General features: G+C 66.9%; 13 protein-coding genes and 1 pseudogene. 9 read left to right on the top strand and 5 right to left on the bottom strand.

Features of this window, described 5'->3' with window-relative positions; translation table 11 throughout:
• Positions 1-96: 96 nt before the first annotated feature.
• Entirely contained in the window at positions 97-924 is an 828-nt protein-coding gene (locus OG874_RS07855) for an NADPH-dependent oxidoreductase (RefSeq protein ID WP_330254450.1), read from the bottom strand.
• A gap of 111 nt (positions 925-1,035) precedes the next feature.
• On the opposite strand from OG874_RS07855, the gene OG874_RS07850 reads away from it, so the two are divergent.
• Positions 1,036-1,797 carry a siderophore-interacting protein gene (locus tag OG874_RS07850; RefSeq protein ID WP_330254449.1) on the top strand — a complete coding sequence of 254 codons (762 nt, stop codon included), beginning with the start codon at positions 1,036-1,038 and terminating at the stop codon, positions 1,795-1,797.
• Positions 1,798-1,839: 42 nt separating this feature from the next.
• On the opposite strand, the gene OG874_RS07845 is transcribed toward OG874_RS07850, so the two are convergent.
• Complete coding sequence (locus OG874_RS07845) at positions 1,840-2,691, bottom strand: alpha/beta fold hydrolase (RefSeq protein WP_330254448.1); 852 nt, start codon at positions 2,689-2,691, stop codon at positions 1,840-1,842.
• 143 nt (positions 2,692-2,834) lie between these two features.
• Here OG874_RS07845 and OG874_RS07840 point away from each other — a divergent pair, with 143 nt between their 5' ends.
• From OG874_RS07840 to OG874_RS07825, 5 genes and pseudogenes are all read left to right on the top strand, one after another.
• Positions 2,835-3,851, top strand: coding sequence for a LacI family DNA-binding transcriptional regulator (locus tag OG874_RS07840; RefSeq protein WP_330254447.1), 1,017 nt, complete (start codon positions 2,835-2,837; stop codon positions 3,849-3,851).
• Complete coding sequence (locus tag OG874_RS07835; protein WP_330254446.1) at positions 3,848-5,377, top strand: sugar ABC transporter ATP-binding protein; 1,530 nt, start codon at positions 3,848-3,850, stop codon at positions 5,375-5,377. Before OG874_RS07840 ends, OG874_RS07835 begins: the two co-directional genes overlap by 4 nt.
• Before the next feature lie 91 nt (positions 5,378-5,468).
• Positions 5,469-6,329: pseudogene (locus OG874_RS44660) on the top strand (ABC transporter permease); the annotation flags it as partial.
• Positions 6,330-6,407: 78 nt separating this feature from the next.
• Entirely contained in the window at positions 6,408-7,307 is a 900-nt protein-coding gene (locus OG874_RS44655) for a substrate-binding domain-containing protein (protein WP_442943382.1), read from the top strand.
• A 29-nt stretch (positions 7,308-7,336) separates the two neighbouring features.
• Positions 7,337-8,233, top strand: a complete 897-nt coding sequence (locus OG874_RS07825) for a ribokinase (RefSeq protein WP_330254444.1) — start codon at positions 7,337-7,339, stop codon at positions 8,231-8,233.
• Positions 8,234-8,293: 60 nt separating this feature from the next.
• Here the strand turns inward: OG874_RS07825 and OG874_RS07820 are convergent, their stop codons facing one another.
• Genes OG874_RS07820 through OG874_RS07810 form a run of 3 tightly spaced genes read right to left on the bottom strand, consistent with a single transcriptional unit; the run spans position 8,294 to position 11,032 of the window.
• A complete protein-coding gene (locus OG874_RS07820; RefSeq protein ID WP_330254443.1) occupies positions 8,294-9,346 on the bottom strand; it encodes an ABC transporter substrate-binding protein in 1,053 nt (350 codons plus the stop codon).
• Positions 9,347-9,348: 2 nt separating this feature from the next.
• A complete protein-coding gene (locus tag OG874_RS07815; protein ID WP_330254442.1) occupies positions 9,349-10,236 on the bottom strand; it encodes an ABC transporter permease in 888 nt (295 codons plus the stop codon).
• Entirely contained in the window at positions 10,226-11,032 is an 807-nt protein-coding gene (locus OG874_RS07810; RefSeq protein WP_330254441.1) for an ABC transporter ATP-binding protein, read from the bottom strand. Before OG874_RS07810 ends, OG874_RS07815 begins: the two co-directional genes overlap by 11 nt.
• 146 nt (positions 11,033-11,178) lie before the next feature.
• On the opposite strand from OG874_RS07810, the gene OG874_RS07805 reads away from it, so the two are divergent.
• From OG874_RS07805 to OG874_RS07795, 3 genes are all read left to right on the top strand, one after another.
• Entirely contained in the window at positions 11,179-12,879 is a 1,701-nt protein-coding gene (locus OG874_RS07805) for a sensor histidine kinase (protein WP_330254440.1), read from the top strand.
• Positions 12,861-13,535 carry a response regulator gene (locus OG874_RS07800; RefSeq protein ID WP_330254439.1) on the top strand — a complete coding sequence of 225 codons (675 nt, stop codon included), beginning with the start codon at positions 12,861-12,863 and terminating at the stop codon, positions 13,533-13,535. The genes OG874_RS07805 and OG874_RS07800 overlap by 19 nt, the downstream gene beginning before the upstream one ends.
• Positions 13,536-13,666: 131 nt before the next feature.
• Complete coding sequence (locus OG874_RS07795) at positions 13,667-14,209, top strand: hypothetical protein (protein ID WP_330254438.1); 543 nt, start codon at positions 13,667-13,669, stop codon at positions 14,207-14,209.
• The last annotated feature ends 6 nt before the right edge of the window (positions 14,210-14,215 follow it).

The following is a 14,215-nucleotide window of genomic DNA, read 5'->3' as shown; positions in this document are numbered from 1 at the left end:
CGATTCCTTCCCCTTCTCCGATCGATCAGCCCGTCACGCTACCGGCTCGCGGTCCGGAGTCCGGTAGCCCCACCGCCGAACGGACAGCGGTCGCGCTCAGTGCAGCCGAAAGCCGTGGCCGTTCAACGCGGCTCGCAGGCGGTGGCGGCCGTTGAGGCTGGCGGCGGAGGCGAGGCGGGCGAGCACGCGTTCGGTCCAGGAATGGGCGAGTTGCTGTTCGGCATAGAACTCACCGATTCGCTGTTCGTACGCGGTGACGTGTTCACGTTGTGCGGCAAGGTCATACGTCTCGTGATGCAGCACCGCCGCCTGCGGTAGCCGCGGCTTGATGCGGGCGTCCTCGGTCGGATCCGGGTGCCCGACAACGAGACCGAAGACGGCGAAGACCCGTTCGGGCAGATTCAGTTCGGCCGCAACGGCTTCCGGATTGTTGCGGATCGCGCCGATGTACACGGTGCCGAGGCCGAGCGATTCCGCGGCGATGACCGCGTTCTGGGCCGCGAGTGCGGCGTCGATGAACCCGACGTAGCTCGACTCGAGGTAGTCGGCTCCTTCCAGCGGCGCGCCGTGGTCTTCGGCGAGCTGACGCAGACGCGCGAAGTCGGCGGTCCACACCAGCAGGACCGGGGCCTGTTCGATATGTGCCTGGCCACCGGCCAGCGCGGCCAGCCGCGCCTTACGGGCCGGATCACGCACCGCGATGACGCTCCACACCTGCAGGTTCGACGACGTCGGTGCGGACTGCGCGGCGGAGATCAGTACCCGCAGGGTGTCCTCCGAGACCGGGTCGGCGAGGTAGCGACGCACCGAGCGGTGCTCGTGCAGCACCTGGAGCACTGGATTCCACTGCGTCGGCTCGATCGGATTCGGCTCGCGATAGCGTTGCCGGACAGTGTGGACAGCGGTCGGCACGGTCTGTGTCATGCCCGTCATCCTGCGATATCGACGGCTCGCGCGTCTGCGGTAACCCTCATCGTGAACCGAAACAGGTACGGTTGGTAAGGTAAGCCTAATTTGCGATTAGTGGAGGTCACCTTGGCACGACCCCGTACCACCCTGACAGTGCTACGCACCGAGCAATTGACCCCGCACCTCATCCGGGTGCATTTCGGCGGACCCGGTTTCACCGCGTTCCGGCCGAGTGAGTTCACCGATTCGTATGTGAAGTTCATTTTTCCGCAGAACGGGATCGACGTGCTGCGCACCTATACCGTGCGCTCGGTCGACTCGGATGCCGGCGCGTTGGCCGTGGATTTCGTCTATCACGGCGACGAGGGCATCGCCGGACCGTGGGCGGTTTCGGCGCGACCGGGCGACACCATCGACTGCTTCGGACCGGGCGGGGCCTATGCGCCGCGCGCCGATGCGGACTGGCATCTGCTCGCGGGCGATGAGGCGGCGCTGCCCGCGATCGCGGCCGCGCTGGAGGGTATGCACGCCGATGCGGTCGGGTACGCCTTCGTCGAGGTGGCCGGGCCCGATGACGAGATCAAGCTGGACAAGCCGACCGGGGTGGAGCTGACCTGGCTGCATCGCGGCGCGCGTGAGCCGGGTGAGGTGCTGGCCGAGGCGGTCCGCGATGCCGCGTGGCGTGCCGGGCAGGTCCAGGTCTTCATCCACGGCGAGGCCCGAGCCGTTATGCAGGATCTGCGGCGCTACGTCCGCCGCGAGCGTGGCGTGAGCGCCGAGTGGGCGGCCTCGATCTCCGGCTACTGGCGGCGCGGCCGGACCGAGGAAGGCTTCCGCGAGTGGAAGGCGGAGTTCAAGGTCGGCGAAACCGAGGAAGTCGCAAACTGATTCGTCTCGCGTCCCGTCACATATGCGGCGGGACGCGAGGATTCAGCCCCGCAGGACCATATCGATCGCGTCGAGTGTCGCCCGCACATAGATCTCCGGATCGCTCAGGAACACCTCGTGCCCTGCGTCGAGTTCGATCACGGTCGCGTTCAACTCCGCCGCAAGGGCACGCTGATCCTTCGGCGGCACCGCACCATCGCGCGCCGTAACCACCACTGCGGCAGGCAATCCCGCGATCGATGACACGTACGGACGGAAATCGAAGGCATATTCGGCCAGGATCACATCCACGATGACCCGCGGATGGCACTGCACCAATTCGCTGCGCAACCACGGCCAGATCTGCGCGATCCGCTCACTGCGCGCTTTCCGGAAGTACTGCAACGGAATCGATCGACCGAGCCCGCGACTCCACTGCGCGAACGGACGCAGCACACGAAACGCGATACGGCCGAATCGATCGGCGAGATTGTCGAATGACAGTGCGGTGGCCTCGAATACGAGTCCGGCCACCCGATCCCGGTGTCGCCGTGCGAATTCCAGCCCGACCGGCCCGCCGAGCGAATAACCGCAGACGACCACCTGATCGACGCCCAGCGCATCGAGCACCGCGGCGGCATCGTCGGCACACTGCGCGATATCGAATCGCTCCCGCCGCCGCAGTTGGGGGCCACGGCCGTGCCCGCGCATATCCATGGCGACCACGCCGTGCTGATCCGCGACCGGCCGCATCAGATGCAGGAAGTTGACGTCGGCGGTCAGCGCCCAACCGTGCAGTAGCAGTACCGGAACTTCACCGGGTGCGGTCCGGGCGAGCACCCTGGTCCCGTCGGCCAGTTCGAGTCTGCGCCAGGGCGGCAGCCGAACCGGAGTCGCAATCGCATCAGACCTCACGTCACCGCTGAACACCCCATGCACACGAAGACCGTAGCCGACCGGCGCACGCTGCTGCACAAACATCGATCCAGGACTTGACCTAGCCCCGTGTAATCGTTTCCAATCTCTGTGTAAACGATTACACGAGGAGGTGGGTCGCGATGGCGAGCATCAAGGATGTCGCCGCCGAGGCGGGCGTATCCGTCGCCACGGTGTCACGCGCGCTCAACCACCACCCCTCGGTCAGCCCGGACGCCCGCGCCCGCGTCCTGGCCGCCGTCGAATCGCTCGGTTATCGCCCGAACGTCGTCGCCCGTTCACTGCGCACCGACCAGACCCGCACCCTCGGCCTGGTCATCAGCGATCTGCTCAACCCGTACTTCACCGAGTTGGCCCGCTCGGTCGAGGAACAGGCCCGCGCACTGGGCTACAGCGTCATCATCGGCAATGCCGACGAGCGTCCGGACCTGCAGGATCACCACATCCGCAGCTTGCTCGACCGACGCATCGATGGCCTGCTGGTCTCCCCCGCCGATGGCGGTTCGCCGCTGATACTGGACGCGGTCCGTGCGGGCACCCCGATGGTCTTCGTGGACCGATGGATTCCCGGCGTCGAGGTGCCGGTGGTCCGCGCGGACGGCCGTGCCGCCGTCCGCGATCTCGTCGCCCACCTACACGGACTCGGCCACCGCAAACTCGCGATCATCGCCGGTCCCGCGACCACCACAACCGGCAGCGAACGGGTCGACGCTTTCCGCGCAGCACTCGCCGAACACGGGATCGCCCTGCCCGACGCCTACATCGGCCAGGGCGATTTCCAAGCCGAGAGCGGACACCGCGCGACCGAACGATTCCTGGACCTGCCCGATCCGCCCGAGGTCATCTTCGCCGCGGACAATCTGATGGCCCTCGGCGCGCTGGACACCATTCGCGCGCGCGGGCTGCGGATTCCCGAGCACATCGCGCTCGCCGCATTCGACGACATCCCGTGGTTCGTGCACACCGATCCGCCGATCACCGCGATCGCCCAGCCGACCGGTGACCTCGGCCGGGCGGCGGTCCGCGCGTTGATCGACCGTATCGAAGGCCGGCCACCGCGGTCGGTCACCCTTCCGGCCCGGCTCGTCGTGCGTCGCTCCTGCGGCGAGACGGCCACCGCACAAAGGAGCGATTCGTGAACGATCCGGACGAGTTGCTGCGCATCGAAGGCATACGCAAAGCCTTTCCCGGCGTCGTCGCGCTCGACAGCGTCGACTTCGATCTGCGGCGCGGTGAGGTGCACGTCCTACTCGGCGAAAACGGCGCTGGCAAAAGCACGCTCATCAAAATGCTGTCCGGCGCGTACCGGCCCGACAGCGGACGCATCCTGGTCGACGGCTCCGAGGCGCACATCCACGTGGCACAGGATTCCGAGCGTCTCGGCATCGCCACGATCTACCAGGAGTTCAACCTCATTCCCGATCTGACCGTCGCCGAGAACATCTTCCTCGGCCGCCAGCCCCGCCGGTTCGGGATGATCGACCGGAAGCGGATGGAGGCCGATGCCGCCGAACTGCTCGAGCGAGTGGGCGTGCCCGTATCCCCGCGAGCGCGAGTGCGTGAACTCGGCATCGCGCGGTTGCAGATGGTCGAGATCGCGAAGGCGCTGAGCCTGCGGGCCAGGGTGCTGATCATGGACGAACCGACCGCGGTGCTCACCTCCGAGGAGGTGGAGCGGCTGTTCGCGATCGTGCGCACGCTGCGCGCGGACGGCGTCGGCATCATTTTCATCACCCATCATTTGGAGGAGATCGCAGCGCTGGGCGACCGGGTCACGGTGATCCGGGACGGCAGGAGCGTCGGGCAGGTGCCCGCCGGCACGCCCCAGGACGAACTCGTCCGCCTGATGGTCGGGCGATCGATCGAGCAGCAGTATCCGCGGGAACGGGCCGAGGTCGGGACGGCGCTGCTGACCGTCGACCGGCTCACCCGCGACGGCGTCTTCCACGACGTGAGCTTCCAGGTGCGGGCGGGTGAGGTCGTCGGCGTCGCGGGACTGGTCGGTGCCGGAAGAACCGAGGTCGCACGCGCGGTTTTCGGCGCCGACCCGTATGACCAAGGCGCGGTGCAGGTTTCAGGTTCCGACTTGCGCCGCCACGACGTGAACGCCGCGGTCACCGCCGGAATCGGCCTCGTCCCCGAGGACCGCAAGGGCCAGGGGCTGGTCCTGGACGCCTCGGTCGACGAGAACCTCGGCCTGGTCACACTGCGTTCGGCGACCCGAGGCGGACTCGTCGACCGCACCGGCCAACGTCAGGCCGCGGCCCGCATCGCCGAACAGCTCGGTGTCCGGATGGCGGGCCTCGGCCAGCACGTGCGCACGCTCTCCGGCGGCAATCAGCAGAAGGTCGTGATCGGCAAGTGGCTGCTGGCCGACACCAAGGTACTGATCCTCGATGAGCCGACGCGCGGCATCGATGTCGGCGCGAAGGTCGAGATCTACCAGCTCATCAACGAATTGACGGCCGCAGGCGCCGCCGTACTGATGATCTCCAGCGATCTGCCCGAGGTGCTCGGTATGAGCGACCGGGTCCTGGTGATGGCTCAGGGCCGGATCGCCGGCGAACTCACGGCCGACCAGGCGACCCAAGACGCCGTGATGGCACTGGCCGTCAGCACCCCGTCCACCGAATCGACCGAACTGGAGACCACCCGTGGCCACTGACACGCTCGAGAGCACAACCGGCGCGCGTGGCCTGCGCCGTCTCCTGCTCGACAACGGCGCGCTCACCGCGCTCATCGTCCTCGTCATCGCCATGTCGGCGCTGTCCGGCGACTTCCTGACCACGAACAATCTGCTGAATATCGGTGTGCAGGCAGCGGTTACGGCGATTCTCGCGTTCGGCGTCACCTTCGTGATCGTCTCGGCGGGCATCGATCTATCGGTCGGTTCGGTGGCCGCGCTCTCGGCCACGGTGCTGGCCTGGAGCGCCACCTCGGCGGGCGTCCCGGTCTGGCTCGCAGTGCTCCTCGCAATCGCGACCGGCATCGCCTGCGGCTTCGTCAATGGTGTGCTGATCTCCTACGGGAAGCTGCCGCCGTTCATCGCGACGCTGGCCATGCTCTCGGTGGGGCGCGGTCTGTCCCTGGTCATTTCGCAGGGCAGCCCGATCGCCTTCCCGGATTCGATCTCGCACCTCGGCGACACCCTCGGCGGTTGGCTGCCGGTTCCGGTCCTGGTGATGATCGTGATGGGGTTGATCACGGCATTCGTGTTGGGGCGCACCTACATCGGTCGCGCCATGTACGCGATCGGCGGCAACGAGGAGGCGGCCCGGCTGTCGGGTCTGCGGGTGCAGCGGCAAAAGGTCGTCATCTACGCTCTGGCCGGGCTATTCGCCGCCGTCGCCGGCATCGTCCTCGCCGCTCGGCTCTCCTCGGCGCAACCGCAGGCGGCGCAAGGCTATGAGCTCGACGCGATCGCCGCGGTCGTCATCGGCGGCGCGAGTCTGGCCGGCGGCACGGGTAAGGCATCCGGGACGCTGGTCGGCGCGCTGATTCTGGCGGTGCTGCGCAACGGCCTCAATCTCCTTTCCGTCTCGGCCTTTTGGCAGCAGGTGGTGATCGGCGTGGTCATCGCGCTGGCGGTGCTGCTGGATACGTTGCGGCGCAAGACCGGAACGGTATCGGCGGCGGCCGGCGCGAGCGCTCCCGGCGGAAAGGGCCGTCAGGCACTGACATACGCGCTGGCCGCCGTGGTCGCGGTGGCCGCAGTCGGTGCGCTGTCGTTCGTGCACAGCGGCTCGTCCTCGTCGACGCCGAAGCTGGGACTGTCCCTGTCCACGCTGAACAACCCCTTCTTCGTACAGATCAAGGAAGGCGCACAGGATGAGGCGAACAAGCTCGGCGTCGACCTGACGGTGACCGACGCGCAGAACGACGCGTCCCAGCAAGCCAATCAGCTGCAGAACTTCACCAGCTCGAATGTCGGTGCGATCATTGTCAATCCGGTGGATTCGGATGCGGCCGGGCCCGCGGTGCGCGCCGCGAACAAGGCCCGCGTGCCCGTCGTGGCCATCGACCGAGGTGTGAACAAGGCCGATACGACCGCACTCGTCGCCTCCGACAATGTCGAGGGCGGCCGGCTCGGCGCACGGGCGCTGGCCGAAAAGCTCGGTGGCCGAGGCACCATCGTGATCCTGCAGGGGCAGGCGGGCACCTCGGCCAGCCGCGAGCGCGGCGCGGGCTTCGCCGAGGGGCTGGCGGCCTACCCGGGCATCACGGTGGTCGCCGAGCAGCCCGCTGATTTCGATCGCACCAAGGGCCTGGACGTGATGACGAATCTGCTGCAAGCTCATCCCGATGTCAATGGCGTCTTCGCCGAGAACGACGAGATGGCGCTCGGCGCGATCAAAGCGCTCGGGGCGAAGGCGGGGACCGCGGTGCAGGTCGTCGGGTTCGATGGGACACCGGATGGTTTGCAGGCGGTCGAGTCGGGCACGATGTTCGCGTCAGTGGCCCAGCAGCCGAAGGAACTCGGCCGGATCGCGGTGCGCAACGCGCTGCTCGCGGCCCAGGGCAAGCAGGTCGAGCAGACGGTGAAGGTGCCGGTGAAGGTGGTCACCATAGAGAATGTGGCCGGTTTCGGTGGATGAGTTTTCCGACATGTCTTGGGAGGCAACCGATGTATGACCTACTCGTTGTCGGATCGGCCAATGCCGATCTGGTGATCGGTGTCGAGCGGCGACCCGCGGCCGGGGAGACGGTGCTCGGATCCGATCTCGCGGTGCATCCGGGCGGCAAGGGCGGCAATCAGGCGGTCGCGGCCGCTCGCCTCGGGGCGCGCACGGCGTTGCTGGCGCGGGTCGGCGATGACGCGCACGGGCGGCTACTGCTCGACTCGCAACGCGAAGCCGGGGTGGATACGGCGGGTGTGCTGGTGGGCGGCGCGCCCACCGGGGTGGCGCTGATCACGGTGGATCCGTCCGGCGACAACAGCATCGTGGTGTCACCGGGAGCCAACGGTCGACTCACGCCCGGCGATGCGCGGGGCGCGGCGGCTCTCTTCCGTGCCGCACAGGTGGTCTCGACACAGCTGGAGATCCCGCTGGAGACGGTTGTGGAAGTCGTGCGGAATCTCTTGCCGCACAACCGGTTCGTCTTGAATCCGTCGCCGCCCAGGGCATTGCCGCAGGAAGTATTGGCGGCCTGTGACCCGTTGATCGTGAACGAGCACGAGGCGCGCGTACTGCTCGGTGCTGCCCCGGGGATCGAGCCCGAAGAATGGGCCGCGGCGCTCTTGGCGCTGGGCCCGCGGTCGGTTGTCGTCACACTGGGCGCGGCGGGTTCGTTGGTGGCCGACGCCGACGGTATGACCCGTGTGCCCTCGGTGCGGGTGGCGGCCGTCGATACAACCGGGGCCGGTGACGCGTTCACCGCGGCATTGGCCTGGCGGCTCGGACTCGGCGAATCACTCGCTGTCGCGGCCGGTTACGCGAGTCGGGTCGGTGCCGCCGCGGTCACCAAGGCCGGTGCGCAGGAGTCCTACCCCACCGCGGCCGAGGTCGAAGCACTCCGATAACGGCCGAAATCCCATGGCCGACGGGATGTTCGCCCGTCGCCATGGGATTTCGTGGTGTCGCTACTGCTGATTCGCGCGCAGCGCCTCCTCCACGAACTTGGTCGTGTAGGTCTTCGACAGATCGATACGGTCCTTGACCGGCCGCACATTGCTCGAGTACTTGCCGAGTACGTTCAGCACATTCTGGGCGCCTTCGGGTTTCATCAAACCGGTGCCGTTGAACATACCGATCGAATCGCGAATGGACTGGACGTAGAGCTCCTTGCCACCGCTCGCGTACTGCGACGGCATCTTGTCGGCGATCTCCTGCGCCGAGTGCGTCTTGATCCACCGCATGGTCTGCACGAACGCGGTCGCGATCTTCTGCACGATATCCGGATGCGCGTCGACGGTGTCGCAGCGCATGTACAGCGACGACGCCGGGTACAGCCCGCCCAATGCGGCGCGGGTGCCCTCCTCGGTGCGCATATCCACCAGAACCTTCGCCTCCCCGGAGTTCACCATGGTGGCGACCGTCGGGTCGGTGGTCATCCCGGCATCGATGCCGTTGTGGTTCATGCCGGCGATAAAGGTCTGGCCGGCACCGACTTTCACGCGCGTGTAGTCGGCGGTGGTCATACCTTCCTGTCCGGTGAGCGCCTGGGTGAGGAAGTCGGTCGACGAACCGAGCGAGGTCACGCCCAGGTTCTTCCCGCGCAGATCCGCCAGCGACTTGATGGTGTCCGAATCCGCCTTGGAGACGAGTTCCACCTCGCCCGGCACATCGGCGAACTGGACCACCGAGGTCAGGCACTGTTCCTTGGCCTGCAGGTCGATGGCGTGGTCATAGAACCCGACCACGGCCTGCACATCACCGGTGAGCAGCGCGGTTTCGGCGCTGGCGCCGGACTGTTCGCCGAGCAGCTTCACGTCGATATCGTTCTGCTCGAAGAAGCCGAGCCGCTGGGTGAGCATGGCGGGCAGGTAGATCACCTTCTCCAGACCGCCGACCATGATGGTGATCTGCGGCCGCCCGTTCGCCATCGGAATGGTCCGGGAGTCCCGGCATCCGGTCGCCAGTAGCAGCGCCGCGATGACTCCGATGATGACCACGAGATGCTTGACATACCTCATGATCAGATCCCGGCGTTCGAGGTCGCCTGCGACGGACGCCATTTCAGCAATCGCCCCTCGGCGACGCCGATCGCCCATTCGGCCAGCAGCGCGATCACGGTGATGATGATCATGCCCGCATAGATGCCCGCGGAGTCGAAGGTGCCCTGGGCATTGCTGATCAGCAGGCCCAAACCCTTGCTGGCACCGGCGTATTCACCGACCACCGCGCCGATCAGGGCGAAGCCGAAGGCGGTGTGCAGGCTGGACAGAATCCAGGTGGTCGCACTGGGCAGCACGATCGAGCTCAGCACCTGACGCTTGCTCGCACCGAGGATGCGGGCATTGTTGATGACATTGCCGTCGACCTCACGGGCGCCGGTGAAGGCATTGAAGAACACCGCGAAGAACACCAGCACGACGACCGTCGCGACCTTCGAGCTGAGCCCGAGACCGAACCAGATGATGAACAGCGACGCCAGCACGATGCGCGGAACGGCGTTGAGCGCCTTGATGAACGGCGCGAGCACCTCGGCCCAGTACCTGCTGCGGCCGAGCAGCGTGCCGAGCACGACACCGGCCACCGCGCCGATCGCGAAGCCCAGCACCGCTTCCTGCACGGTGGTGTACATCTGCAGCCAGATCGAGCCGAATTGCGTTCCTTCGGTGAACCATTCGACCAGGCGGTCCCAGATCAGCGAGGGCTTGGAGTAGAAGAACGGGTCGATCCACAGCGTGGCGGTCAGCTCCCAGGCCCCCAGCCACACCGCGACCAGCGCGGCCCGCAGACCCCAGGTGCGCAGCCGGTTGCGCCAGGCGTTGGTCCGCACGCGCGCGAGAATCTGCTCCTCGGTTTCGACTTCGACCTCGGGCGCGGACTTCGCCGCATCTTCGAGCACGTTATGCGACACGGGAGGCTCCCTTGCCTCGGGCTGCCTCGACCTGATCGCGCAGCGTTTCCCAAATTTCCTTGTAGATGTCGCGGAATTCGTTGGTGAGCCGGACCTCCTCGACATTGCGCGGACGTTCCAGCGAGACCTGGAAGTTGCCGCAGACCGTGGCCGGGCTCGCGGTCATCACGATCACCCGGTCGGCGAGCACGATGGCCTCTTCCAGATCGTGGGTGACGAAGATGACGGCCGCACCGGTGCCCGCCCAGACGCGCAGCAGTTCGTCCTGCATCAGCTGCCTGGTCTGTACGTCGAGCGCGCTGAACGGCTCGTCCATCAGCAGGATCTCGGGATCGTTCACCAGCGTCTGCGCCAGCGCGACCCGCTTACGCATACCGCCGGAGAGTTGATGCGGGTAGTAGCTTTCGAAGCCGCCCAGACCGACCTTGCGCACCCAGCCGTGGGCCTGCTCGCGGGCATCGGCCTTGGACGCGCCGCGCAGGCGCGGGCCGAAGGCGACGTTATCGATCACGCTCTTCCACGGCAGCACCGCGTCCTGCTGGAACATGTAACCGATGCCGTCGGGGATGCCGTCGACATCCTTGCCGCGCACCAGCGTCCGGCCGGCCGAGGCCGGTTCCAGCCCGGAGACCAACGACAGGGTGGTTGATTTTCCGCAGCCCGTAGGGCCGACCACGGCGACGAATTCGCCGGGCTGGACCGCGAGGTCGAGATTGCGGACGGCGGTGTGAATGCCGCCGCCCGAGCCGGGGAAGCGCTTCGTCGCGCTCCGCAGCTCGATGAGTGGTTCGGTCATTTTTCTTGCTCCTAGCGGATCAGGTAGAGCGAACCTACGTGGGCCGGGTCACACTTCGAGGGTTGTGCGCACAAGAGGCGCAAAGCGCCGATTCGAAGGTTGTGCGCATTCTGCTCACAGGTATCCAAGTGGTTTATGCTGCGGAAATGGCCAGAGTGGGCACAGCACGACGAGGCGCGACCGGACACCTCCGGCTGCGTACCCAAGTGCTGTTGCTGCAGATCGTGATCATCACGCTGGCCCTCGGCGTCGCGTTCGCGGTATTCGGCTATGTCAGCGATCGACGGCTCAACGATCAGTACGGGCAGCGTGCGCTGGCCATCGCGCGGACCATCGCGGCCGATCCGGTGGTGCGCGAGGAGGTCGCTCGGTACGCGCCGGGCACGGTGACACCCGAGCAGCACGATCAGCTCGCCGCCGGGCCGCTGGAACGGATCGCGATCGATACGACACAGCGCACCGGGGCGTTGTTCGTGGTGATCACCGACGATGTGGGGATCCGGCTGGCGCACCCGGATGCGGCGCGGCTGACCGAGCATGTGAGCACGGATCCGTCGGGGGCGCTGGCGGGCCGGGAGGTGATCGTCGAGGAGCTCGGCACACTCGGCCCCTCGGTACGTGCGAAAGTTCCTGTCGTGCAACCCTATTCGGAACAGATTGTGGGCGCGGTGAGCGTCGGCATCTCCACGACCGCGATTCGCGGGCAGTTGCTCTCCGATCTGCAGACCGCCGCGCTGTTGATCGCCGCGGCACTGTTGGTCGGCATCGCCGGATCGGCGCTACTGGCGCGCCGCTGGCGCGGGTTGACGCTCGGACTCGAGCCCGCCGAACTGGCCGAACTCGTCCAAGGTCAGGCCGCAGTGCTGCACGGCATCGGCCGTGGTGTGCTCGCCGTCGATTCCTCTTGGCACACAACGTTTGTCAATGATGAGGCGCGGCGGCTGCTGGGGATCAGCGCGGATATCGGCAGGCCGGTCGACGAGATCGGTTTGACGCCACGGGTGTTGGAGGTTTTCCGTGCGCTCGACGAACAACCGACACCCGCCACCATCGGCTCGCATATCGTGGTGGTCGCGGCCCGGCCGGTCACCCGCGACGGTCGCGATCTCGGCGCGGTGCTCACTGTGCGCGATCGCACCGATGTGGAGGCGCTGACCCGCCAACTCGACGCCGTGCAGTCGATGAGCACCGTGCTGCGCGCCCAGCGCCACGAATTTTCCAATAAGATGCACCTACTCAGCGGGCTGCTACACGGTGGACGCACGGAAGAGGCGTCCCATGTGATCGATGAGCTGATCGGCGCGGGACCACTCGGCGCGGCGACGCCCGGGATCGACGCGATCCACGATGCGTATCTGCAGGCGTTCCTCGCGGCGAAGGCGGCGCATTCGCGGGAGAGCGGCGTGGAACTCGTGCTCGGACCCAATACCTGGGTGGACGGCAATCTCGCCGAACCCGTCGATGTCACCACGGTGCTCGGCAATCTGCTCGACAATGCCATCGAGGCGGCGCGGGTCTCCGACAATTCCACCAAGCAGGTGGAAGTCGAACTGGTGCAGGAGGATTCGACGCTGCACATCGCGGTGGCGGACAGCGGTGACGGAGTCGTACCCGAGATGATCGACACGCTGTTCACCGAGGGCACCTCGACCCGCGAGGACCGCGGCGTGCCCGGCGGGCGCGGTGTCGGCCTCGCGCTGATCCGGCAGATCGCTCGCGCACACGGCGGCGATGTTCACCTCGCCAGCGCGCGTAGCGGATCGCCGCCACTGACCGGTGCCGAATTCATCGCCCGAATCCCCGGAGTACTGGTAGACAGCGAGATGCCATGGCCGCAACAGATCTGACCGTGCTGGTGGTCGACGACGACTTCCGGGTGGCCAACCTGCACGCCGGAATCGTCGAATCCATTGCGGGTTTCACGATCGCGGGCACCGCCAATACCCTGGCCGCCGCGCGGGAACTCAACGCCGCCAACGTGATCGACCTGGCGCTGGTCGATGTCTACCTGCCCGACGGTTCCGGCGTCGACCTCGTCCGTGAACTGCACTGCGACGCCATGGTGCTGTCCGCGGCCACCGAAAGCGCCACGGTTCGATCGGCATTCGCCGCGGGCGCGCTCGCCTACCTCGTGAAACCCTTCCCGCACACGATGCTGGCCGCCCGCCTCGCCGGATATGCCCGCTACCGCCGCACCCTGACCGCACCCCAGATCGATAACGCGGGCATCGAAGCCGCCCTCCAGGCGCTGCGCCCGACCTCCGCCCCCGCCGCCGCGGCCAGTGTCATCGCCTCCCCCACCAAAGACCTTGTCCTGCACACCATCCTCGAAGCCACCGCACCTTTGTCGGCCGCCGAGGTGGCCACCGCCATCGGCATCTCCCGCGCCACCGCCCAGCGCTACCTGGCCACCCTCGTCGCCGCGGGCACCGTCCAGATGCGCCTGCGCTACGGCACCACCGGCCGCCCGGAACAGGAGTACACGGCCGCGGCGCGCCGATAACCGCCGAAAGCCCCTGTTGATCTCGACCGAAATCGGACACACTAGTATTAGGTCTGCCTAACCTCAATATGGTCGGGCGGCGTGTGTGAGTGAGGATCGACAATGCAAGGCCGCGACTTCGGGCAGCGCCCATGACGGCGTTCGTGGGCGCAACAGCGCAGACCCGGCGCGGATTCGCGGTCCGGACTGCGGCGACGTGCGCCGGGCTCGGCACGGCGATCTGGCTGTCGACCCAATTGCATTGCACGCCGGGGTTGCATCACGCGGCATTGCTCATCCATCTCACGTCACTGGTCCTCGGTTTCGGCGCGGTGCTGGCCGTGGACTATTTCGCTGTCGCCTGGGTGCTGGGGCGCACGCCGTTGCACGAGATGCTGACCGTCGCCGATCGTTTACAACTGCCGATCTGGCTCGGTGTCATCGGCCTGGTCGCCAGCGGCGTGCTGTTGGAGCCGAATATCGCCAACCACACCACGCAAACGAAGATGGCCCTGGTCGTTGTCCTGACGCTGAACGGACTCCAGGCCTCGGCGTTCACCGACCGCGTCGCGGCCCGAGGTGGCGTCCTCGACCGCGCGCTGATCGTCCGCGGCGCACTGACGTTGCTGATCTCCCAAGCCTGCTGGTGGGGTGCGCTCTGGATCGGGTTCTGGAACACCACCAATCGCGCATAGCTTGCC

Source organism: Nocardia sp. NBC_00565, from assembly GCF_036345915.1.
Lineage (GTDB): Bacteria > Actinomycetota > Actinomycetes > Mycobacteriales > Mycobacteriaceae > Nocardia.
The sequence above is the reverse complement of the archived record's forward strand: the minus strand, read 5'-3'. Positions and strand labels throughout refer to the sequence as shown.